This window comes from Bacillus clarus, assembly GCF_000746925.1.
GTDB lineage: Bacteria > Bacillota > Bacilli > Bacillales > Bacillaceae_G > Bacillus_A > Bacillus_A clarus.
In genome coordinates, this window is the sequence record NZ_JMQC01000008.1 from 2,158,643 (window position 1) to 2,183,586 (window position 24,944).

At 37.9% G+C, this 24,944-nt stretch carries 20 protein-coding genes and 2 pseudogenes; 5 read left to right on the plus strand and 17 right to left on the minus strand.

Features of this window, described 5'->3' with window-relative positions; all coding sequences use genetic code 11:
- Positions 1-11 precede the first annotated feature (11 nt).
- The 7 genes from DJ93_RS12050 to spo0F form a co-directional block, all read right to left on the minus strand.
- Complete coding sequence (locus DJ93_RS12050; protein ID WP_042981065.1) at positions 12-596, minus strand: thymidine kinase; 585 nt, start codon at positions 594-596, stop codon at positions 12-14.
- 109 nt (positions 597-705) lie between these two features.
- A complete protein-coding gene (locus tag DJ93_RS12055; RefSeq protein WP_000643436.1) occupies positions 706-951 on the minus strand; it encodes a type B 50S ribosomal protein L31 in 246 nt (81 codons plus the stop codon).
- A gap of 424 nt (positions 952-1,375) precedes the next feature.
- Entirely contained in the window at positions 1,376-2,647 is a 1,272-nt protein-coding gene (gene rho / locus DJ93_RS12060) for a transcription termination factor Rho (protein WP_042981066.1), read from the minus strand.
- A 383-nt stretch (positions 2,648-3,030) separates the two neighbouring features.
- Positions 3,031-3,996, minus strand: coding sequence for a class II fructose-bisphosphatase (gene glpX, locus DJ93_RS12065; protein WP_042981067.1), 966 nt, complete (start codon positions 3,994-3,996; stop codon positions 3,031-3,033).
- Between the two features lie 186 nt (positions 3,997-4,182).
- A complete protein-coding gene (murA, locus tag DJ93_RS12070) occupies positions 4,183-5,472 on the minus strand; it encodes a UDP-N-acetylglucosamine 1-carboxyvinyltransferase (protein WP_042981068.1) in 1,290 nt (429 codons plus the stop codon).
- Positions 5,473-5,885: 413 nt separating this feature from the next.
- Positions 5,886-6,743, minus strand: a complete 858-nt coding sequence (locus tag DJ93_RS12075; protein WP_042981069.1) for a class II fructose-bisphosphate aldolase — start codon at positions 6,741-6,743, stop codon at positions 5,886-5,888.
- Positions 6,744-6,954: 211 nt separating this feature from the next.
- A complete protein-coding gene (spo0F, locus tag DJ93_RS12080; RefSeq protein WP_042981070.1) occupies positions 6,955-7,323 on the minus strand; it encodes a sporulation initiation phosphotransferase Spo0F in 369 nt (122 codons plus the stop codon).
- A 202-nt stretch (positions 7,324-7,525) separates the two neighbouring features.
- Between spo0F and DJ93_RS12085 the strand changes: the two genes are divergently transcribed.
- Positions 7,526-8,050: a DUF2529 domain-containing protein gene (locus tag DJ93_RS12085; protein WP_042981071.1), complete on the plus strand. Its 525-nt coding sequence runs from the start codon at positions 7,526-7,528 to the stop codon at positions 8,048-8,050.
- A gap of 37 nt (positions 8,051-8,087) precedes the next feature.
- On the opposite strand, the gene pyrG is transcribed toward DJ93_RS12085, so the two are convergent.
- The 8 genes from pyrG to DJ93_RS12125 form a co-directional block, all read right to left on the minus strand.
- Positions 8,088-9,695, minus strand: coding sequence for a CTP synthase (gene pyrG, locus DJ93_RS12090; RefSeq protein ID WP_042981072.1), 1,608 nt, complete (start codon positions 9,693-9,695; stop codon positions 8,088-8,090).
- Between the two features lie 257 nt (positions 9,696-9,952).
- Positions 9,953-10,465: a DNA-directed RNA polymerase subunit delta gene (rpoE, locus tag DJ93_RS12095; RefSeq protein ID WP_042981073.1), complete on the minus strand. Its 513-nt coding sequence runs from the start codon at positions 10,463-10,465 to the stop codon at positions 9,953-9,955.
- Between the two features lie 169 nt (positions 10,466-10,634).
- Positions 10,635-11,264: a TetR/AcrR family transcriptional regulator gene (locus DJ93_RS12100; RefSeq protein ID WP_042981074.1), complete on the minus strand. Its 630-nt coding sequence runs from the start codon at positions 11,262-11,264 to the stop codon at positions 10,635-10,637.
- Between the two features lie 64 nt (positions 11,265-11,328).
- Complete coding sequence (gene acdA / locus DJ93_RS12105) at positions 11,329-12,468, minus strand: acyl-CoA dehydrogenase AcdA (RefSeq protein WP_042981075.1); 1,140 nt, start codon at positions 12,466-12,468, stop codon at positions 11,329-11,331.
- A 27-nt stretch (positions 12,469-12,495) separates the two neighbouring features.
- Positions 12,496-13,626 (minus strand): acyl-CoA dehydrogenase, encoded by a 1,131-nt coding sequence (locus tag DJ93_RS12110; RefSeq protein WP_042981076.1) that lies wholly within the window; start codon positions 13,624-13,626, stop codon positions 12,496-12,498.
- Between the two features lie 91 nt (positions 13,627-13,717).
- Positions 13,718-14,569: a 3-hydroxybutyryl-CoA dehydrogenase gene (locus tag DJ93_RS12115; RefSeq protein WP_042981078.1), complete on the minus strand. Its 852-nt coding sequence runs from the start codon at positions 14,567-14,569 to the stop codon at positions 13,718-13,720.
- Between the two features lie 19 nt (positions 14,570-14,588).
- Positions 14,589-15,872: an acetyl-CoA C-acetyltransferase gene (locus tag DJ93_RS12120; protein ID WP_117287861.1), complete on the minus strand. Its 1,284-nt coding sequence runs from the start codon at positions 15,870-15,872 to the stop codon at positions 14,589-14,591.
- A gap of 9 nt (positions 15,873-15,881) precedes the next feature.
- Positions 15,882-17,993: a (Fe-S)-binding protein gene (locus DJ93_RS12125; RefSeq protein ID WP_042981079.1), complete on the minus strand. Its 2,112-nt coding sequence runs from the start codon at positions 17,991-17,993 to the stop codon at positions 15,882-15,884.
- Positions 17,994-18,246: 253 nt separating this feature from the next.
- Here DJ93_RS12125 and cls point away from each other — a divergent pair, with 253 nt between their 5' ends.
- The 3 genes and pseudogenes from cls to DJ93_RS12145 all read left to right on the plus strand — a co-directional run bounded on the left by cls (position 18,247) and on the right by DJ93_RS12145 (position 23,178).
- Complete coding sequence (gene cls, locus DJ93_RS12130; RefSeq protein WP_042981081.1) at positions 18,247-19,440, plus strand: cardiolipin synthase; 1,194 nt, start codon at positions 18,247-18,249, stop codon at positions 19,438-19,440.
- Positions 19,441-19,472: 32 nt separating this feature from the next.
- Positions 19,473-20,426 (plus strand): UV DNA damage repair endonuclease UvsE, encoded by a 954-nt coding sequence (gene uvsE / locus DJ93_RS12135; protein ID WP_042981082.1) that lies wholly within the window; start codon positions 19,473-19,475, stop codon positions 20,424-20,426.
- A 164-nt stretch (positions 20,427-20,590) separates the two neighbouring features.
- Positions 20,591-23,178 (plus strand): annotated as a pseudogene (locus DJ93_RS12145) (DUF4084 domain-containing protein).
- Between the two features lie 18 nt (positions 23,179-23,196).
- Here the strand turns inward: DJ93_RS12145 and DJ93_RS12150 are convergent.
- Entirely contained in the window at positions 23,197-23,343 is a 147-nt protein-coding gene (locus DJ93_RS12150) for a quorum-sensing peptide PapR (protein WP_042981085.1), read from the minus strand.
- A 92-nt stretch (positions 23,344-23,435) separates the two neighbouring features.
- Positions 23,436-24,293 (minus strand): helix-turn-helix domain-containing protein, encoded by an 858-nt coding sequence (locus tag DJ93_RS12155; protein ID WP_042981086.1) that lies wholly within the window; start codon positions 24,291-24,293, stop codon positions 23,436-23,438.
- A gap of 217 nt (positions 24,294-24,510) precedes the next feature.
- Between DJ93_RS12155 and DJ93_RS34805 the strand changes: the two are divergent.
- Positions 24,511-24,893 (plus strand): annotated as a pseudogene (locus tag DJ93_RS34805) (M4 family metallopeptidase); the annotation flags it as partial.
- Positions 24,894-24,944 lie beyond the last annotated feature (51 nt).

The following is a 24,944-nucleotide window of genomic DNA, read 5'->3' on the forward strand; positions in this document are numbered from 1 at the left end:
GCGAGTTTCATTTATCTTTGTTTTGTAGGTACTGCATGACAATGGCGACAACGTGGTTCATACGATTCTGAAGCCCCAACTAAAATAATTGGATCATCAAATCCCGCTGGTTCTCCATCAATTAAACGTTGTGTACGGCTTGCTGGAGATCCACATACAGAACAAACTGCTTGCAATTTAGTTACATGTTCAGCAATCGCCATCAGCTGAGGAACTTGTCCAAATGGTAGACCACGGAAATCTTGGTCTAAACCGGCTACAATGACACGATATCCACGATTTGCCAATACTTGCACCACTTCCACAATGTCCCCATCAAAAAATTGCACCTCATCGATTGCAATAACATCCATTTCTTCTGTTACATGTTCAAATATGTCTTTCGAAGCTGAAACAGGAACTGCTCTCACCTTCAATCCATTATGTGATACAACATCTTCTTCACTATAACGGTTATCGATACATGGTTTAAATACAATTGCATGTTGCTTTGCAAATTGTGTACGACGTACACGGCGGATGAGCTCTTCTGACTTACCAGAAAACATACTGCCGCAAATCACTTCAATCCAACCGTTTTGATTTATTAAGTACATTGAGCTCTCCTTTCATCTACTTTTCTAATCTAAAGTAGGGTAAAGGTATAATATTTTTGCAAAAAAAACAGACAAGCGAATAGATACACTTGCCTGTTTTATGTTTTTATTACTTAAGACCGTATTTCTTATTGAAGCGGTCAACACGTCCGTCTGCAGTAGCAAACTTCTGACGTCCAGTGTAGAATGGGTGAGAATCAGAACTGATCTCAACTTTTAATAATGGATAAGTGTTACCATCTTCCCACTCAACAGTTTCGCTAGAGCCTTTAGTAGACCCGCTTAAGAATTTGAAGCCTGTGTTCGTGTCCATAAATACAACTTTCTTGTAATCTGGATGGATTCCTGCTTTCATTCTTTTCATCTCCTTCCGCCCTGAATCATTTTCGAAACAGAGTTTTTCATCTTCAGCTGCATGTACAACTATATTGATGAAACACATATGATGAAATTATAACAAGGCTAACTTCATTTTGCAACTACCTGTTTTTGTCTTTTTGTAAAATAAAAGCGGAAGTGGCTCGCTCAGAATGGGAAGAGGATGGAGTTTCTGACATAGGGGCGCTTTTTGCCTCGTAGGAAGACGCGAAGCCACCGACTATTCTAGCCACTGGAGCTAGATATAAATTAAAAGTGGAACCGAATTGCCCAGACCCGATGGCTAAGGTTCTCTCGCACAAAAGGTGCAAGCCAGGAAACTCTCACCATAATATGACGTCTCCAAAAAGCACAAAAAAACTCGCTTAATCCGAAAATAAGCGAGTCCTAATCTTTTCCCTTTACTTTGTTGTTACATATCTCTTAGAATCTGCAACAATGTTTTGTAAAAATTCTTCATTTGTTTTCGTTTGACGAAGTTTACGTAAGAAACTTTCAACGAAGTCTGGCGTATCACGCATTGTTTTACGAATACCCCATAACTTGTCTAAATGTTCTTTCGGAATTAACAGGTCTTCTTTACGCGTACCAGAGCGACGAATATCAATCGCTGGGAAGATACGGCGCTCAGCTAATGAGCGATCTAAATGAAGCTCCATGTTTCCAGTTCCTTTAAATTCTTCGTAAATAACATCGTCCATACGAGATCCTGTATCAACAAGCGCTGTTGCTAAAATTGTTAAGCTACCGCCCTCTTCAATGTTACGAGCTGCCCCGAAAAAGCGCTTCGGTCTATGAAAAGCAGCTGGGTCAATACCACCTGATAGTGTTCGTCCACTTGGCGGAATAACAAGGTTGTAAGCACGTGCTAAACGGGTAATACTATCCATTAAAATGATGACATCTTTCTTATGTTCTACAAGACGCATCGCACGTTCTAGTACAAGCTCAGCTACTTTAATATGATTTTCCGGCACTTCATCGAAAGTAGAGCTTACAACATCACCTTTAACAGAACGTTCAATATCCGTTACTTCCTCTGGACGCTCATCAATTAAAAGTACAATTAATTCTGCTTCCGGATGATTTGTTGTGACGCTGTGTGCAATTTCTTTTAACAGACTTGTTTTACCAGCCTTTGGAGGCGCGACAATTAAACCACGTTGTCCAAATCCAACTGGTGCAATTAAATCCATGATGCGCGTCGGTAACTTCTTCGTTTCCGTTTCCAATTTCATTTGACGATCTGGATATAACGGAGTTAATGCAGGGAAATGCACACGCTCTTTCGCTGATTCTGGATCATCTCCATTTACTGCTTCAACTTGTAACAGTCCAAAGTAGCGTTCATTTTCCTTCGGAGGTCGTACTTTACCAGAAACTTTATCCCCATTACGCAAGTCAAAACGACGAATTTGCGAAGCCGATATATAAATATCTTCTGAGCTTGGAGAGTAATTGATTGGACGTAGGAATCCAAATCCTTCTGATTGAATAATTTCTAGTACACCTTCCATGAAAAAGAATCCTTCTTTTTCTGCTCGAGCTTTTAATATAGCAAAAATTAACTCTTTCTTTGTTAATTTGCTGTAATACGAAATCTTGAATTCTTTCGCAAGCTCATATAACTCTTTTAATTTCATGTTTTCTAATGCTGCAATTGACAAATTCATTCAGACACCACACTTTAACGTTATTCTCTTTTCACATGGGTAAAGGGAAAAAATACGGAAGGCAAATAAATAATAATGAAAGGCAATAAGTTCAAGTAGGGTAATATTCACTATTGTAACCCTTTTGTCTAGTTTTAATCAATACATTGAAACACAAATACAAGAAGCGAAGACAAGAAAATTTGTCTTCGCTTTGTATATTACTTCCACTTTTTCCATTTACCTTATTCTATAGAACGCCAGATCGGCCGCTTCCGCTTTTTATTTAATCCAGTTCCAATGGCTAGAAGGGTCAGTCATTTCACCCCTTCCCGCGAGGCAAAAGACACCTCTTCCTCAGGAGCTCCAATGTCTTCCCCTTCTGAACGAGCCATTTCTACTTTTTATTTAATAACCAAGTTCGGTTTTTTATTTAAGCTATGACGTCCATCTACGAAACGTACTGTTCCCGATTTCGCACGCATAACAAGAGATTGTGTTGTACCAACGCTACCTTTAAATTGAACACCACGTAGTAACTCTCCATCCGTTACACCTGTTGCAGCAAAGATTGCATCGTCACCCTTCACTAAGTCTTCCATACGAAGAACACGATTTATATCATCAATGCCCATTTTTTTGCAACGCGCTAATTCAGCTTCATTTTGAGGAAGAAGCTTTCCGTGGATTTCTCCACCTAAACATTTTAATGCAACCGCTGCAAGAACACCTTCAGGTGCACCACCAGAACCGAATAAAATATCCACGCCTGTGCGGTCAAACGCTGTATTAATTGCTCCAGCTACATCTCCGTCATTAATTAATTTAATACGAGCTCCAGCTTTACGAATTTCTTCAATAATCGCTTGGTGACGTGGGCGATTTAACACTGTTGCCACAACATCTTCAATATCTTTATTTTTCGCTTTTGCCACAGCGCGCAAGTTATCAATGATAGGTGCATCAATATCAACCGCTCCAACTGCTTCTGGACCAACCGCGATTTTATCCATGTACATGTCAGGAGCATGTAACAAATTACCGTGATCTGCAATTGCAATAACAGCAAGTGCATTCCAGCCTCCAGCCGCTACGATGTTTGTTCCTTCTAATGGATCAACCGCAACGTCTACACGTGGTCCATATCCTGTACCTAATTTCTCCCCGATATATAGCATTGGTGCTTCGTCCATTTCACCTTCACCAATTACAACTGTTCCTTTCATCGGAATTGTATCAAATACATCACGCATAGCTGATGTTGCTGCACCGTCTGCTTCATCTTTTTTCCCGCGTCCCATCCAACGCGCTGATGATAAAGCTGCAGCCTCTGTTACACGTACTAACTCCATAGATAAACTTCTTTCCACAATAATCCCTCTCCTTTAAGTCTTTATATTTATGCCGTAATTTGTGCAGCGTTTCTTTCTATAAAGTGTAGCTTCCGTTAGCAGTGATTCTTCGTTCCCCATTAACGGAAGCATCACCACTTTACTTTTGCAATTGCTAGCAAGTCTTCATATAAAAAGTACATTGCATGCGATTATACGATTACTTTATGCGTTCTTCATTTCTTCAATTTCTTGCTGCGTCATTTGTTCTCGCCAAATGTTTGCACCAAGCCCCTTAAGCTTGTCTACTATATTTTCATACCCTCGATCAATATGTTCGAGTCCCGTTACTTCTGTAATCCCATCAGCCATTAAACCTGCGATCACAAGTGCTGCTCCTGCTCGTAAGTCGCTCGCTTTCACCTTTGCACCTTGTAATAAGACAGGGCCCGTTACAATTGCCGCGCGACCTTCTACTTTAATTTGTGCATTCATTCGACGTAATTCATCGATATGCTTAAAACGAGCTCCATAAATTGTATCTGTTACAACCCCTGTTCCATGTGCTTTTGTTAAAAGCGTTGTGAATGGTTGTTGTAAGTCCGTCGGAAACCCTGGATACACAAGTGTTTTTATATCCACCATCTTTAGCTTACGATTACCGTTCACTGTAATTTGATCGTCATTCGTTTCAACATGTACACCAGCTTCTCTTAGTTTTGCAGTAACTGATTCTAGATGCTGAGGAATCACATTATCAACTATTACCTCACCACCCGATGCTGCTCCTAAAATCATATACGTACCTGCTTCAATGCGATCTGGAATGATAGAATGATAACAACCGTGTAAAGAATCCACACCATCAATTCGTATCACATCTGTACCAGCACCTTTAATGCGAGCTCCCATACTTGTTAACAATGTAGCTACATCGATAATCTCTGGCTCTTTTGCCGCATTTTCAATTACAGTTCTACCTTTCGCTCGTACAGCTGCTAACATAATATTAATCGTAGCTCCTACACTAACAACATCTAAATAAATACGTGCCCCGCGTAATTCATCCGCTCTTAAATAAATAGCACCTTGTTCATTTGTAACGTGTGCTCCTAACGCTTCAAAACCTTTAATGTGCTGATCGATTGGTCTTGGCCCTAAATGACATCCACCAGGAAGCCCAATTACAGCTTTTTTAAAACGGCCAAGCATAGCGCCCATCAAGTAATAAGAAGCACGCAATTTTTTCACTTTCCCATTTGGTAAGGGCATCGCAACCATCTTAGAAGGATCTATGGTCATCTCTTCCTCCTGACCATAAGTTACCACCCCTCCAATTTCCTCTAGTAAGTCTCCTAACATCTTCACATCTGAAATGTTAGGTACACCACCGATGGTCACTGGAGTATCTGCTAAAATTGTCGCTGGAATTAGAGCAACAGCACTATTCTTTGCACCACTCACGCGAATCGATCCATGTAAAGGTCTTCCGCCTTCAATTAGCAACTTTTCCATGTTGAGCTCCCTTCTTGTGAATGTATTTATTTTCTATTCCCCATTTTTATAGAGAAACAGAAGGTTTACCCTGAAAAATCTCAATTGTTTTTCTTCCCATCCTAAAACTCAACAAGTAGTAAGACCCCACCTGACACTACTCTGTATACATCGAGTACACAGATGAAGACTAACTGCTTGCCAAGCCAATCTCTAGATACACTATTACATTTATTAATAGGACTATGCACATTATTTTCTATTTTAAGAATGAAAACAAACTCTACTAACTATAACTCACACGAAGAAATATAGAACTTTCCGCCAACCAAAAGTTGTATTTTATAAAATCTTTAGACTTGTTCGCGCTTTCATTATACAACGAAAGGAAACCGTCTAAAAGACTAGACGGTTTCCAAAACGGAATTTTATTCTTACGCTTTACCGTTAGAACCGAACTCACGCATTTTACCAGCAACAGTTGCTTTGATAGCGTCGCGGCCAGGTCCAATAAATTTACGAGGATCGTAAACTTCTTGGTCTTTGTTTAATACTTCACGAACAGCTTTTGTAAACTCAATTTGGTTCTCAGTGTTTACGTTGATTTTTGAAGTACCTAAAGAAATAGCTTTTACGATATCAGCAGTTGGGATACCAGTACCACCGTGTAATACTAAAGGTACGCCAGTGAAGTCGCGAACTTGTTCCATTTCTTTGAATCCTAAGTTAGGCTCACCTTTGTAAGGACCGTGTACAGAACCTAAAGCTGGAGCTAGGCAATCGATACCTGTTGCTTCAACAAGGTGTTTACACTCTTCAGGATCAGCGTAAATTACGCCTTCAGCGATTACGTCGTCTTCTTGTCCGCCAACTGTTCCAAGCTCAGCTTCAACAGATACGTTACGAGCGTGTGCGTATTCTACTACTTTTTTAGTAGTTTCAACGTTTTCTTCGAATGGGTGGTGAGAAGCGTCGATCATTACAGATGTGAAACCTGCATCGATTGCTTCTTTACATTTTTCGAAGCTTGAACCATGGTCAAGGTGAATCGCTACAGGAACAGTGATGTTCATTTCTTCGATTAAAGCTTTAACCATAGCTACAACTGTTTTGAAACCAGTCATATGACGAGCTGCACCCTCAGATACACCTAGAATTACAGGAGATTTTTCTTCTTCCGCAGCAGCTAAGATAGCTTGAGTCCACTCTAAGTTGTTCATGTTGAATTGACCAACTGCGTATTTTCCTTCTAGTGCTTTGTTTAGCATTTCTTTCATAGAAACTAAAGGCATGGTGAATCCTCCTAAAAAACGTTTTTTGTATCCGATAAGTTCTTATCGCTGGTAGTATGACCAGAATAAGGTAAAATATGTATATCTACATACCGGACTTTTTTCTACACTCAATAGGATAACAACTTGTACTAAAAAACTCAACTGTATTCACCCGCTCATCAGCCTATGTAAACGCTTTTTCCCATATTTTTTATAAAAAATTCATTTTTTATGCCTCTACAGCGAGTTCATTTCTCACTGCTTGACGAATTTCATCAATATCAAAAGGTTTTGCGAAATGCATTAAAGCTCCTAAATCTTTCGCTTCTTGGATCATATCTAGTTCTCCATAAGCCGTCATTAAAATTACTTTAATATCCGCATTAATTTCTTTTACATGTTTTAAAATCTCTATACCATCCATACCTGGAATTTTCATATCTAAAACCACTAAATCTGGATTATCTTTTTTCACGATATCTAAAGCTTGAAATCCATTCGCTGCTTGGAACGTCTGATAACCTTCTTTTTGGAACACTTCATGTAATAAAACACGAATGCCATATTGATCATCAACGATTAAAATTTTCCCTTCCATAATCCCCAACCTTTCTGTGTAAATACAAGATTAAAAGCTTCTTATATCTTATCGGTTATTTTCGCTATTCTTTACCAAATTCCTTCCTATTCTTTCTTATTTTACTGTTTCTTATTTTGTTACGCCACCCCTACCACTTCACCTTTATAAAAAAAATAGGCTATAATGAAAACCGGCTAACACGAAAGAAAGGAGCAACACAATGTTAAAAATTTTCTCGACTCAGTTAAGCGGTTATTTCTCAAGAATTTCTCAAAAAGAAGAAATGAATATAGAAGACAGTGCTCGCCTACTTGCTCAAGCATTAATTGGCGATGGCACTATTTACTTATATGGTGCAAATGAAATGGAAGGTGTTGTTTCTGAAGCATTGTACGGCATGGAACCATTGAAACAAGCGAAAACCTTAATAGAGAATGGGCAGCAAGCGCCCGTTACCCCCGCAGACCGCGTACTTCTCATCGGTCGTTTTTCAACAGATGAAGAGATCGTTGGAATTGCGAAAGAACTTCAAGAAGCAGGACAATCCATCGTCGGTATTTCAGCGATCCAAGAAGGTGCTGAATCACTGGAACAATATGTAGACGTACATATTGATACAAAACTATTAAAAGGTCTTATTCCAGACGATGAGGGTAATCGCTACGGATTCCCTAGCTTAATCCTATCCTTATTTGCTTATCACGGTTTAAAATTTACAATCGATGAAATGTTAGACGAATATTAATAAAAAAAAAGCGCCTGAAATCAGGCGCTTTTTTTTATTACTTACTCTCTTTATTCGAAATAGAAGCTTTTACGAAATCATGGAACAATGGTTGTGGACGGTTTGGACGAGACACAAGCTCAGGGTGGAACTGTGCTGCCACGAACCAAGGATGGTCTTTTAATTCAATGATTTCTACTAAACGACCGTCTGGGCTTGTACCAGAGAAGATGAAGCCAGCGTTTTCCATGTCTTGACGGAATTGGTTATTGAACTCATAACGATGACGATGACGCTCGTATACAACCGGCTCGTTGTAAGCATTGTAAGCATTTGTTTCTTCAGCAAGCTTACATGGGTATAGACCAAGACGAAGTGTACCACCTAAGTCTTCTACATCTTTTTGTTCTGGTAATAAGTCGATAATTGCATAAGGTGTGTCAGGATTAATTTCAGAAGAGTTAGCTCCTTCTAATCCTAATACGTTACGTGCAAATTCAATTGATGCAAGTTGCATACCTAAACAAATTCCTAAGAATGGAACTTTGTTTTCACGAGCATATTGAATTGCAACGATTTTACCTTCTACACCACGATCTCCGAAGCCACCTGGTACAAGGATACCATCTGTATCGCCAACTAATTCTTTTACATTTTCTGCTGTTACATGCTCAGCATTTACCCATTTTACTTCTACATCTGTGTCGAATGAGTAACCAGCATGACGAAGTGCTTCTACAACAGAGATGTATGCATCTTGAAGTTCTACATATTTACCAACAAGAGCAATTTTTGTTTTCTTAGAAAGATTACGTACTTTTTCAACTAGCGCAGTCCACTCTGTCATATCGGCAGCTGGATTGTCTAATTTCAAGTGATCGCAAACGATTTGGTCCATGTTTTGTTCTTGAAGAGATAATGGAACCGCATATAAAGTATCTGCATCGCGTGCTTCGATAACTGCTTTTGTATCGATGTCACAGAATAATGCAAGCTTGTCTTTCATATCTTGAGAAACAGGCATTTCTGTACGAACAACGATAATGTTTGGTTGAATACCTAAACTACGAAGTTCTTTAACGCTATGTTGCGTTGGTTTTGTTTTCATTTCGCCCGCTGCTTTTAAATACGGGATTAACGTACAGTGAATGTACATTACGTTGTCACGACCAATATCGCTCTTAATTTGACGAATTGCTTCTAGGAATGGTAGAGACTCGATATCCCCAACTGTTCCTCCGATTTCTGTAATAACAACATCCGCATTTGTTTCGCGACCTGAACGATATACACGTTCTTTAATTTCATTTGTAATGTGAGGAATAACTTGAACTGTTCCTCCTAAATATTCACCGCGACGCTCTTTTTGAAGAACTGAAGAGTAAATTTTACCTGTTGTTACGTTGCTGTATTTGTTTAAGTTGATGTCAATGAAACGCTCATAGTGACCAAGGTCTAAGTCTGTTTCTGCACCATCATCTGTTACGAATACCTCACCGTGTTGGTATGGGCTCATTGTCCCTGGGTCTACGTTAATGTATGGATCAAACTTTTGAATTGTTACGTTTAAACCACGATTTTTTAAAAGTCTTCCAAGAGATGCTGCTGTAATACCTTTTCCTAAAGACGATACTACACCGCCTGTTACAAAAATATACTTAGTCATGAAAATACTCCCTTCTACTTTGTTGTTATATAATCACCGTTGCAAAGCGCAACGTATGTAGATAACACTGTATCTATCTTATTGTTAGACTCTTTTTATTTTCTAAACAAAAAACAAAAAAGAAAATTGCTCCCCTAATCACAAAAAGTAATAAGTAGGGAGCAATTTTCTTTTATATTTACACTAAAAAAGTATTATCGTCTTGTTTTAAAGAGCCCAAAAATGATTCTACATGGACGATAATGAAAAGTCAAGAACTACAGTTCTTCCTCTTCTTCTTCTTCAGTTTCATCATACTCAAGTTCTTCTTCAGCGAATTCATCTTCATCATCTTCTTCATCTAAATCATCAAGATCATCATCATCTTCTTCAAGAACCTCGTCCAAATCTTCTACATCTTCATCTGCATCATCGAAGCCATCTTCGTCTTCTTCAATGTAGTCATCAAAGTCATCTTCTTCAACCTTACGCTTCTTCTTAGGTTTTGGTTGAGGTAGGATTTCTTCATCAATTTGTTCATACGGGTACCAGCTGCGTAGTCCCCAACGGTTTTCTCCTAAATTAATGAAACGTCCATCGATATTTAAATCTGTATAAAATTGTGCGATTTTCGCATTAACTTGCTCTTGAGATAGTCCCAGCACTTGAGCGATTTCTTGAACTAAATCATGAAATGTCGTTGCTTGTCTTTTACCCTCTAAAACACTATGTACAACTTCAATCATGGAAAATTCTTGTAGCTCTTCTGGTGAATATTGCTTTAAATCCACTTATGCGGCACTTCCTTTCTTAAATATAATCCTATATATAACGGCCTGTTTAAAAAAATCCATACTATTCATTATAAACAAAAGTCCAACAAATATGCTACAAAAAAAAACGGGAAACTTTTATAAGCAGTAATAAATTAATGATTACAACTTATAATTTACCTTCCATTTATTTCGGCAGCATATGTGCTCCGTGCAATACATACCTTATTTGCATCTCTGTATATTCTTCCAAAGTATAAAGCTTTCGTAAAGCCCAACGCCTAAATCCCCACATTTGTCCTTGGATAAAAATATTATGTGCAAGGAGCTGAATTTCCTTTTTATTTAATATAAATGTCCCATTTTCTGCACACTGTTCTAAAATATCCTCAAACATTCCTACCATTTGAAACTCTTTTTCTAACACATACGGAAGAGATTCTTTCGGTAAAAAGCGTACTTCTTGGTACATAATCAATACTTCTTCTTGTAGTTCATCCATTACTTTAAAGTAATTCGTTATTGCTATTTTTAAACTTTCGACGCTCCCCTTTTCCGTACACACCACTTCTTCGAGGCGTTCTTTTACATGTTCATATATACTATCACAAACTAAATACAAAACATCATCTTTCGTACGAATGTATTCATAGAGCGTTCCGATACTAAATCCTGCTGCTTTAGCAATTTCCCTCGTTGTTGTACGAGGGAATCCCTTTTGCTTAAATAGCTGCACCGCACCTTTAATCATTTGTTCACGTCGTAACGCTACTAGTTTTTCATCTTTCACTGATGCATGTACATTATGTTTAACCATCCCCTTCACCTCTCTCTATTATTTTGGAAGGAAAAAGCGTAGGAATTTACCTACGCTTTTGTTCCTATTTTGTTAACATACGGGAAATTACGAGTCTTTGAATCTCTTGCGTTCCTTCATAGATCTGCGTAATCTTTGCATCACGCATATAGCGTTCTACTGGATAATCTTTCGTATAACCATAACCGCCAAATACTTGCACCGCTTCAGTCGTCACTTTCATCGCTGTATCACCAGCAAATACTTTTGACATCGCCGATTCCTTCCCGTACGGAAGACCTTCAGATTCTAGCCAAGCTGCTTGATATGTTAAAAGACGTGCTGCTTCCACGTTCGTTGCCATATCCGCTAGTTTAAAGCCAATCCCTTGCTGCGCCGCAATCGGCTTCCCAAACTGATGTCGTTCCCTCGCATACTCTACAGAAGCATCTAGCGCTCCTTGTGCGATGCCAACAGCTTGCGCGGCAATACCATTCCGGCCACCGTCTAATGTTTGCATTGCAATCTTAAACCCTTGTCCCTCTTCGCCAAGTAAGTTTTCTACAGGGATACGACATTCTTCAAACATAATTTCAGTCGTTGGTGAAGAGCGAATCCCAAGCTTACTCTCTTTTTTGCCAACTGAGAATCCTGGAGCATCGCTTTCTACGATAAAAGCACTTGTACCGCGTTGCTTCGACTGTGGATCTGTTAATGCAAAAACAATATAAATATCAGCAATACCGCCATTTGTAATAAAGATTTTCGAACCATTTAAAACATAATGATCACCATCTCGATTGGCTGTCGTCTTCATTCCACCAGCATCAGATCCAGAACCTGGTTCCGTTAAACCATACGCACCAATTTTCTTTCCTTCTGCCATCGGACGTAAAAACTTTTGCTTTTGCTCTTCTGTTCCAAATTTGAATAGAGGCCAGCCAGCCAGCGAAGTATGTGCAGATAGTGTCACACCTGTAGAAGCACAAACGCGCGATAACTCTTCTACTGCAATTACATATGCCAAGTAATCGCTTCCAATACCACCGTATTCTTCAGGCCAAGGGATTCCCGTTAAGCCAAGCTCTGCCATTTGAGCAAATAAAGCTCGGTCAAATCTTTCTTCTTCATCGCGCACGGCTGCTGTCGGTGCCACTTCATTTCTCGCAAAATCGCGCACCATTTTTCGTATCATTTCATGCTCTTCTGATAGTTTAAAATGCATGTCCTTTTCCTCCCCGTCCCGTATTCTTTATAAAGCTCGACTAATTACAAGTCTTTGTATCTCACTCGTTCCTTCATAGATTTCACAAATCTTCGCATCGCGGAAAAATCTTTCTACTGGATAATCTTTCGTATAACCGTACCCACCAAATACTTGCACTGCCTCAATTGCAACTTCAACTGCTGTCTTAGAAGCGAATAACTTCGCAATAGATGCTTCCTTTCCACAAGGCAAACCTTGTGCTCTAAGAGATGCCGCTCTATATACGAGTAATCGTGCAGCTTCTACACTTGTTGCCATATCCGCTAGTTTAAAACCAATTCCTTGTTGCGCCGCGATCGGCTTCCCAAATTGCTCACGCTCTTTCGCATAATCAACTGCACAAGCTAGCGCTGCCTCAGCGATTCCAAGTGCCTGGGCTCCAATTCCAATACGACCGACATCTAAGTTAGCCATCGCTACCTTAAATCCTTGCCCTTCTTCACCAAGTAAGTTTTCAGCTGGAACTTTCATATCTTCGAACGTAAGCTGCACAGTGCGCGAACCAAGGAGCCCCATCTTATGTTCGTCCTTCCCAACAATTAAGCCTGGCGTATCTTTCTCCACAATAAATGCAGAAATCCCGCTTTTTCCTGCTTCTGGATTTGTAGAAGCAAAGACGATATACGTACTTGCTTCACCGCCATTTGTAATAAACACTTTCGATCCATTAATTACGTAATGATCACCTTTCTTCACAGCTCTTGATTTTAAGCTTCCTGCATCTGATCCTGCATTTGGTTCAGTTAAAGCAAACGCACCTATATATTCACCTGTTGCCAGTTTAGAAACATATTTCTGCTTCTGTTCTTCCGTTCCAAAATACAAAATTGGATTTGTTCCAACCGATGTATGTACCGCTAAAATAACACCAATTGTCGCACTTACTTTTGAAAGTTCTTCAATAGCTAAAATATAAGAAATAAAGTCCATTTCAGCACCGCCGTACTTCGCTGGTGCTGGAATTCCCATTAATCCAAGTTCCCCCATCTTCTGCAAAATCTCTTTAGGAAATACCCCTTGTTCCATACTAGGAACAAAGGGAGCTATTTCCCTTTGCGCAAAATCTCGAACCATTTTCCTCATCATTTGTTGCTCTTCTGTAAAATGAAAATTCATATACCCCCGCCTCCGTTTGCTATATATCTTTTTAACTCTTTGGTAAGACCACTACTCTATAAAAAGAGGGAGATGTTCCTCACCTTATCTTTTATTCATATACGTAGAAGCCACGACCCGTTTTGCGACCTAACCAACCTGCGTTCACATATTTACGTAGTAATGGGCACGGGCGATATTTACTATCCCCTAATCCCTCATGTAACACTTCCATAATGTACAAACATGTATCTAAACCAATAAAGTCAGCTAATGTAAGAGGCCCCATTGGATGATTCATACCAAGTTTCATAACTTCATCAATTGCTTCTTTCGTCGCTACTCCTTCGTATAACGTATAAATTGCCTCGTTAATCATCGGTAACAAAATACGGTTCGATACAAATCCAGGGAAATCATTTACTTCAACTGGGACTTTTCCGATTTTCTTCGTAATATCTTCAATCGTTTCATATACCGCATCATCCGTTGCTAATCCGCGAATAATTTCAACAAGCTTCATAACTGGAACAGGATTCATAAAGTGCATTCCAATTACTTTCTCTGGACGCTTTGTTACAGCTGCAATTTCCGTAATCGGTAAAGAGGAAGTGTTTGATGCTAAAATTGCATGTTCTGGAGCGATCTCATCTAAATTCGCAAAAATTTTCTTTTTAATATCCATTTTTTCAACAGCAGCTTCAATAACAAGGTCAGCTTCTTTCACACAATCTAATTCAAGTGTCAAGGTGAGACGGCTTAGAATAGCTTCCTTTTCCTCTTCCTTCATGCGTCCCTTTTCTACTTGACGAGATAAATTTTTTGTAATTACAGCTAATCCTCTATCTAATTGCTCTTGTTTTAAATCTTGTATATACACGTCATATCCTGCCATTGCACATACTTGTGCAATCCCCGATCCCATTTGTCCTGCACCAATTACAACAATTTTTTGTACGCTCATTTTCTCTTCCCCCTTTTTATTAATGAACCTCAATCATAACTGCGTCGCCTTGACCGCCACCGCTGCAAATCGAAGCGATTCCGATTCCACCACCGCGTTGTTTTAATGCATGAATTAGAGTAATGATAATACGTGCTCCACTCGCACCAATCGGGTGCCCCATCGCTACTGCGCCACCATTTACATTAATTTTTTCCGGGTCAATCCCTGCAATTTCAGCACTCGCAATTGCTACTGCTGCGAAAGCTTCATTAATCTCAAATAAATCGATTTCTTCTATTGTCTTACCCGTTTTCTTCAAAAGTTCATTAATTGCATAACCTGGTGTTCTCGGGAAATCTTTCGATTCTACCGCAATCGCCGTATGTGCTAAAATCGTCGCTAACGGTGTTCTTCCTTCTTGCTGCGCTCTGTCTTCGCTCATTAGCACAAGTGCCGCGCCCCCGTCATTCAGCCCCGGAGCATTACCAGCTGTTACTGACGCTGTTTTATCAAATACAGGTTTTAATTTCGCTAACTTTTCAACTGTTGTATCCTCGCGTGGCGCTTCGTCCTTCGAAACAACAATCGGATCCCCTTTTCTCTGCGGTATCGTTACAGGTATAATCTCTTCTTCAAAACGCCCTTCCTTCTGCGCCACAATCGCACGTTGATGACTACGATAAGCCCATTCATCTTGCGCTTCGCGAGAGATTCCATCTTCCTTCGCAACCTCTCCGCCATAAACACCCATATGTATACCCGAAAAGGCACATGTTAGGCCATCGGCTACGTTTAAATCAACGACTTCGTTATTCCCCATTCGGTATCCCCATCGTGCTCCTCTTAAAATATAAGGACTATTGCTCATTGATTCCATTCCACCTGCTACAATAAGCGATTGATCGCCAGTACGAATAATTTGATCCGCTAAAGTGACCGCGCGAAGCCCAGATGCACAAACTTTATTTACAGTTTCCGTCTGCGCTTCCCACGGAATCCCAGCAGCTCTCGCCGCTTGGCGCGATGGAATTTGTCCCTGTCCACCTTGAATAACCGTTCCGAATATAACTTCTTCAACATCCCCCGCAGAGACATTTGCCCTCTCAAGCGCAGCTTTAATTGCGATTCCCCCCAGTTCTGTTGCTTTCACATCTTTTAAAGATCCTCCAAATTTTCCAACCGGTGTTCTTGCAGCACTTAAAATAACTGTTTTAGCCACGTTTTCTTCCCCCATTTCTTTTTTTAGCGCTGAGCGCTCGCTCGATATTCCTACGTTGAGAAGAGGTGCAAATATTGCACCTCTTTCTAAAGTTGTATGCATTCTTAAAAGTTACATTGCTTCTTTCTTAGATCCTATAACAGAGCGTTCTAAAATCTCTGTTACATCAAGAGTTTGAACTCGTTCTTCTACCTCTTTCGCTTTCGTACCATCACTTATCATCGTTAAGCAATATGGACATCCCGTACCGATAATTGACGGCTTCACAGCAAGTGCTTGTTCTGTACGTGCAACGTTAATACGTGAACCTGTCGTTTCTTCCATCCACATTAAACCACCACCTGCACCACAGCACATGCCTGTTTCACGATTACGTGCCATTTCTACAAGGTTTACGCCTGGAATCGCTTTTAAAATGTCGCGTGGCGCTTCATATACTTCGTTGTATCTTCCTAAATAGCATGAATCATGATACGTAATCGTTTCTTCAATTCGGTGAACAGGCGTTAAGCGCCCTTCCTTCACCCATCCTGCTAACAATTCTGTATGGTGATAGACTTCTGCTTGTAAGCCAAAGTCCGGATACTCATTTTTAAAAGTGTTATAAGCGTGTGGGTCAATCGTAACGATTTTCTTCACGCCTGCTTTTTCAAATTCTTCAATATTCTTTGTCGCCATCTCTTGGAATACGAATTCATTTCCGAGGCGGCGTGGTGTATCCCCAGAGTTCTTTTCTTTATTACCAAGAATTGCGAATGAAATGCCAGCTTCGTTCATTAGCTTCGCAAATGATATCGCAATCTTCTGACTGCGGTTGTCATACGATCCCATTGAACCAACCCAGAATAAATATTCGAATTCTTCGCCAGCTTTTGACTTCTCTTTTACAGTTGGAACCGTTACTTCATCATCACCTTGGCGCCATGTTTCGCGCTCTTTACGGTTTAGACCCCACGGATTCCCTTGGCGCTCAATGTTAGTCATCGCGCGCTGTGCTTCTGCGTCCATCTTTCCTTCCGTTAAAACAAGATAGCGGCGTAAATCAATAATTTTATCAACGTGCTCATTCATAACTGGACATTGGTCTTCACAGTTACGACATGTTGTACATGCCCAAATCTCTTCTTCTGTAATAACGTCCCCAATTAAACTTGGATCGTAAGCAAGCGCTGTAGCCGCTGATTCTTGTTGCCCTTTTCCAGCTGCCATCATCGCTAACTGATTTCCTTGCGTATTATTAAAAGCGACTACTGGAACCCACGGTGCTCTTGACGTTACCGCTGCTCCTTTGTCAGTTAAATGATCGCGAAGCTTTAAAATTAAATCCATTGGTGATAACATCTTGCCAGTTCCTGTTGCCGGACACATATTTGTACAGCGGCCACACTCTACGCAAGCGTATAAATCGATGAGCTGATTTTGTCTAAAGTCTTCGATTTTCCCAACACCGAACGTTTCCTGTGTTTCATCTTCAAAATCAATCTTTTCAAGTTTCCCTGGATTTGAAAGACGACCAAAGAATACATTGGCTGGTCCCGCAATTAAGTGTGCATGTTTTGATTGTGGAACATAAACTAAAAATGTTAACAAAATAAGTAAATGCACCCACCAAGAGAAATAGAACACCGAAATGGCTACGGTTTCATTTATCCCCGAGAAAACGTAAGCGATTGCAGAAGCAATTGGTTCACTCCATGAAAGCTCTTCGCCATGCCATATAATGCCCATCCCGTTACCAAGTAGTACAGAAAGCATTAAGCCTCCGATAAAAATAAGAACAAGACCTGATTTAAAATTACGTTTCAAACGAACTAACTTTTCGACATAGCGTCTATGAAAAGCCCAAAAGACTGCGATTAAAATAACAAGTGTGACAATTTCCTGGAAGAATGTAAATGCAGGGTATAGTGGTCCAAGTGGAAGATGTGATCCTGGTGCGAGTCCTTTCCAAACGAAGTCAATTGCTCCAAATTGGACAAGAATAAATCCGTAAAAGAACATAACGTGAATGATGCCGCTCTTTTTATCTTTCAGCAGCTTTTTCTGACCGAAAACGTTCACCTTAAGAAGGTCCCAACGCTCTTTAAAACGGCGGTCAAATTCAATCTTTTTTCCTAACTGTATGTAGGCCATCCTCGTTCGTATAAGATATACAAACAAATATCCCGCATAAGCAATAACAGCAATGGCAGCCAGCCAATTAATGATTAGTAAGCTATTCATATTTATGCTACCCCTCTCTTTGTAAGCCCTCTTTCTTTTAGAATCTTCGAAAATATATAATTTTCTGAATTATATCCCCTATCCTCATTATATAATGAGTGAGCATTCAGTCAACAGTTTTTTGTTATACAACAACACATTTTTTCATAAAGCTGTTTATTTAAGACAAACTATAAAGTGAAACTTTAAGTTGGAACGGTATGAATACTTACAAGTAGCAAGGTGAAAAGGAATGCAAAGGAGGGAATTCAACATGGTCTTCTTATCTCTCTTACTAATATGTTTTGCACTTTGGGTTAAGATAGATTTTTCGTACGGAAGAATACTTCATTTAAAACGAATACGCCCTCGTACTTTTCCTTTACGGCGAAGTGATTTTCACCTTTATACATCCGGAACAGATTTGTACGATGCGCTATTTACTGATATAAAGCAAGCTCAGCATCATATTCACATTTTGTTCTTCATTGTAAAAAATGATGAGATAAGCCAAAAATTTTTGCAGTTACTTCTCAATAAAGCAAAGCAAGGGATTGAAGTGCGGCTCCTTCTCGATCGTTTCGGAAGTCACGGTTTATCCAAGGAATCGATTCAATTACTTCAGGAACATGGGGTCTTCTTTTCATTTTGTCATAAAGTAAAATTACCTTTTCTCTTTTTTTCAGCAAATCAAAGAAACCATAGAAAAATTACAATTATTGACGGGAAAATTGGTTACATCGGGGGCTTCAATATCGGTGAAGAATATTTAGGACATAACTCTAAACTAGGATTATGGCGTGACTATCATTTACGCCTAGCAGGAGAAGGGGTACAAGATTTACAAAGTCAATTTTTACATGATTGGCGCGATGAGACGAACGAAAACCTACTAAAACGGACAATGTATTTCCCAAGGCAACAATCGGGTGATGTGTTACATCGTTTCATCCCCACTGATGGTGCCTACTTACAAAGCACATTTTTACATTTAATCAAAAATGCGAAAGAAGAACTTTATATCGGCACACCATATTTCATTCCCGGAAAGAAAATAATGGATGCTTTACTAGAAGCCCGTCAGCGAGGCGTTCATATTACAATTCTCGTTCCACAAAAGGCTGATCATCCTCTCGTTCGAGAAGCTAAATTTCCATACTGCCGAAAATTAATACGAGCAGGTGCGAACATTTACGCATTTAAAGAAGGGTTCTTTCATGCAAAAATTATTATAGTAGACGATTATATTTGCGATATTGGAACTGCTAACTTTGATATGAGAAGTTTATATATAAATCATGAAATAAATTGCCTGTTATACGATAAGGCTTTCATACAAGAAGTAAAAAACAAAATGGACAAAGATATAGACGGATCTATATTACTTTCTTGGAAAGATGTTCATTCTCTGTCCATTATCGATAAAGGGAAAGAATGGATTGGAACGATATTTGCATTTTTCTTATAGAATAACTTATGAAATATCGAGGTGTTTCACACATGATTATGCGCTTTGGTTATGTCTCACATGCAATGGCCCTATGGGACTGTTCTCCCGCAAAAACAATGACATTTACAACTTGGAAAAAACTTAAAAAACAAGAACGAGAAGAAAAGTTATATAATGTTACGCTACAAAATATTACGCATACAATGCGTATCCTTCATTATAATATTGCAAATGAAGTACCTTTATATCGCTTATCATCTTCCATCGTTCCACTTGCAACACACCCTGAAGTCGACTTTAATTATATTCAAATATTTGCACCACTTTGGCGTAAAATGGGTGAATTAATTCGGGAGCATAACTTACGAATCAGTTTTCATCCGAATCAATTCACTATATTTACAAGCGATAAACCGCATATTACAAATAATGCTACTCTAGATATGACGTACCACTATAACGTATTAGATGCTATAGGAGTAGCTGATTCTTCTTATATTAATATACATGTAGGTGGCGCATACGGAGATAAAAAAGAAGCACTCGAACGTTTTCATGAAAATATTAAAAAACTCCCTTCACATTTAAAGGAGCAAATAACTCTTGAAAATGATGATAAAACTTATACAGCTTCTGAAACTTTAGCTGTTTGTAAAAAAGAAAGAATACCTTTCGTATTTGATTATCATCATCATATAGCGAACCTTTGCGACGAACCGTTAGAAAATCTACTTCCTAATATTTTCGAAACGTGGCAACATACAAATACGATTCCTAAAGTTCACATTTCTTCCCCTAAATCTGAAAAGGAATTTCGAGCACACTCCAATTACATTGATGCTGAATTTATCAAGCCATTCTTATACACCGCAAAGAAAGTAAATCAAGACCTTGATATTATGATTGAAAGCAAACGAAAAGATTTAGCACTTTTTCAATTAGTAACTGAACTCTCTTCTATAAGAGGTATAAAACGAAAAAGCAGTGCAACGTTACAATGGTAATTTGTAGCGTTATACTGCTTTTTATTACAAAATACAATTCTTATACTAATAAAGTAACTATTTTATATGCTATTATTTAAATTAGCATTTTCCCCCTTAGATTCAACTTTATTGAAATGGAGTCATAATATGATCAACAAAAAAAATATGTAAGTTTTGTTATTATGTATATCGCTTTATTTTCCCTTTGGCTTGTATTCATACCTAAGAGCTGGGAAGGTAAAGAGATCGGGATTCTTTTTTTATTTTGCTTTGCTGCTATTTTCTCTTGTTATTGTTTATATAAAGCAATTAAAAAAATGCGACGCGGTGACAAATTATTTTGGATTTTAATTTTATGCACTTGCTTATGCGGAATGATAATGGAAATAACTCTATTTCTTCACTCATTTTCTGTTTACAATCAACCCATATTTTCCTATAAAGCATTACCATTTTTCATCATACAATATCTCTTACTATTTGTTGGTTTTGCCATAAAATTTATAAAGCATTATTCCATGAGGGGCCTTGCTCAATTTTCATTCGATAGCATATTTATCATTATTATGAATATATACTTTACACTTGCTATTATTCTTAATATCTCTAGCTTTAATGAAATAACAACTGACTTGTGGGGATTGATTGGTTCTTTCATTGCACAGTCATTAGTAACCTATGCTGTTATTAGCCTATATAGGAGAGAGCAATATTCTTCTAGTAGAATTGCATTAATTATCGGTTTTTTCCATAATACTTATTTATGGTTATATACATCTGTTCCAATTAAATAAAGGTATCGAACCTTCTACTGAATTAATCTATTTCGTACATACTGCTTCTATGTTATTAATCGGTTTATCCGCAATACTATATATCTGGGATAAACCTGTTCAACATGAGACAAAAATGAAATATTATCGATTTGATTATGTGCGCTTCATTCTGCCCTACTTCAGCATAATCATAACCTTGGTATTTATTATTTTTCAGCCGTGGGAAAATAAATCGATGTTACTCGGATTAGTACTATCCTTCATCTTATTATTTTTGAGGCAATTATATATGTGGAAGGATAATCAGATACTAATTGATACATACGAAAAGTTGAAGAAGGCGCTTCTGCTCTTTCGAAAAGTGAACAACGATATAAATCTTTATTTGAAGATCACCCTGACGCTGTTTTTTCTTTAAATATGGATTGTTTTTTGCAACGTTCCAATAAGGCCTGCGAACATCTATTTACAGCATATTCTCGTGAAGTGACTAACTGTTCGCTTTCACACTTCATCGATTCAAAAGATCACGAACCACTAAACGAAGCGTTACAAATTACAAAAGAAGGTAAACCACAAACACTAGAAGCCCGTACAAAAAAGAAAGAAGGCCACTACTATCACCTTCATATAACATTCATTCCTATCTTTATACAGAACAAAGTAGTTGGGATGTTTGGAATTGCTCGTGATATGACAAGTTTATACGAAAAACAAAAACAAGTTGAACATTTAGCTTTTCATGATGCACTTACAGGACTTCCAAATCGTCGCAAGTTTGAAAAAGATTTATGTACTATTTTAAATGACGCACAAAATAAAGCAAACAATGTTGCAGTGTTGTTTCTCGATTTAGATCGATTTAAAAAAATTAATGATCGACTTGGCCATGATGTCGGCGATTTATTGTTAATTGAAGTAGCAAAAAGGTTACAAGGATGTTTGCGCCAAGGCGATATTGTTGCTCGCCAAGATGGGGATGAATTTACAATCGTGTTACCAAACATGCAATCTGAAAGAAGTACTACTTTTATAGCTGAACAAATATTAACGGTTTTAAATAAACCTTTCTTTATTCAAAAAGAAGAACTGTCTATTACACCAAGCATCGGAATTGCTATGTACCCTGACTACGGTATTCATGCCACAGAATTAATGAAAAATGCGGACATCGCTATGTACCGTGCGAAAACAAGCGAAAAAAATAAATTCGTTTGCTTCTCAAAAGAAATGAGTATTGCTGAGAAAGAAATACATTTCTTAGAAGGAGAACTTTCAAAAGCATTGCAGCAAAATGAATTTTTCCTTGAATATCAACCACAGGTAGACACAAAAACAAAACAAATTATCGGTTTTGAAGCGTTACTTCGATGGAAACACCCAACACTAGGCATAGTATCTCCTGCACAATTTATCCCACTTGCAGAAGAAACAGGATTTATTATTGAACTTGGAAATTGGATTCTCCGTACAGCTTGTTTAGAGGCTAAAAAATGGCATAATCAAGGATTCCCTCACTTAAAGGTTGGTGTAAATCTATCTGTTGTGCAATTCGATCATGAAAACTTAATTCCAGCCATTTCAAAAGTATTAGAGGAAACAAAATTAAGACCCGAAGCACTAGACATCGAAATTACCGAAAGTATCGCCATTAACAAAAAACAATCTGTAATTGAAAAACTAGAACAACTTCAAAGTCTCGGTATCCAAATTTCAATCGATGACTTTGGTACTGGTTATAGCTCATTAGCTTATTTAACGAAATATCCAATTAACACATTAAAAATAGCCCGCTAGAAGAAGCTATTATTTCCTCTATTATCACATTAGCAAAAGAATTGCAGTTAAATGTAATTGCCGAAGGAGTCGAAACAGAGGAACAATGGTCATTTTTACATAATCAAAACTGCGATCACATCCAAGGATTTTTAATTAGCAAACCGGTTTCTAGCGAAGATGTTTGGACGTTACTCCAAAAAGAAACAACCGCCTAAATAAGACGGTTGTTTTTTTTAATATTCGAACGGTAAATCAGAAGCTAATTGTACCTCTTGATTATTACCAGAAATCACTTGGCTTTTCTCTACTACTGTATCCCCTAATGAAATACCCCATGCCATTGCTAACGTTAACAAACTACCAATCAGTAGCTTCTTCATATTCCATCACCTACATATTTTTCTTTTAATATATCATGAAAATTTATCCATATCGTATGCAATTTTGCATATCCATTTTTAGGTAATTCACACTATTTTTTCATTTTGTTTAAAAGAGTTTCCTTATAGACATGCATTTCTAATATGTCAAAAAAGAAATACGCCTTTTCATATGCATCGGCAACATCCACTTCATCATGCTTTAATTTTTCTAGACATTCACCTTTTTGATAATATAATTGTCCAATTAATGCCATGCTGTTAATTCGACATGATATTTCAATCGCCCTTTCAACTTGATAAAGTGCTCCTTCATATTGATTATCTAAGTATAGCGCCTTCGCATGATTGTACCTAACTTTCACAACAAATTCTTCATTACTATGCAAAGCTTCCAATTGCTTTAAAATATCTTCAAATAGCTCAATGCTTTTTTTAAAATAACTATTTTCCGCGTAAATGTTCGCAATAGCATTTTCAATATATAGATTTTGAAATACGTCAATCCCTGCCAATTGTTGATTTAATAACTTTTTCAATTCCAAAATACAGTATTCATAATTAATTTTCTTTAACATATAGGCAGCTACGTGATACTGCCATTGAAGGAATTGTTGAAATTCCGGATGATACTCTTCCTTTCTCAATTCATTCCAAACTTTATCGTAAATCTCTTTGTAATTCTTCTGCTTAGAAAGTAAAAGAATGTGATCTTTAAACTGTTTCTTTCTCTCAATATCTGAATAAAGGAGCACTTCATAAAAATGAATAATGGGCACTTGTAACTTCGCCGCAATCCCTTGCAGTATATCCATACTTGGGTATACTGCACCTGATTCAATTCGACTCACTTCCGATTGATGACATATATTATCAGATAACTGTTTCTGTGTTAACCCTCTCATCATTCTAATCTTCTTTATTTCACTTCCTAATTTTTCTGCGTGCATACTTACCCACCATCCCATTACAGCAATCTAATTTTTACAAGTTGTCATACCACTACAATAATGTTAATTCGACAATCTTTAATATGAAATAATGCATAATATATATAAAATTCAGCAAATTTTCCGTACGGCTCATTTCATTACATATGAGATTAGAAGTATTTGTAATAGATCACAAGAAAATTGCTAGTGCTTTCGGTCTGTTTCCCTCATCAACAAAATTGATAAAAGCGGAGTAAAAGTTGAAATCAATCAGCCTAGTTTAACAATCAGGAAATAAATACAATCTCAAAATGATATAAAAAATATTGATAAAAAGTATGTAAAGAATTAAATAAACGGGGCCAAAGTTCAACAAGAGCGGACGATCATTGAAAAAGCGTAGTTTTTCAGCCTATCAAGAAAGTAAAGAAACCGAAGCGCACCTTATACAAACGTATAAAAAATTATAACTTATATAGTCAAGATTTCATTATGAAAGTAGATAAAACTGGAGTAATTACAAGTGTTAGTGGTAAAGTTGTCCGAACTTTAGACAAACAACCTAATCTTACTATAACAAATTTTTTGTCGAAAAATGAAGTAAAATCTACATTACGCATACACTTCTATATAAATAACAAAAAAAGTTTACCAATTATACGTTGGTAA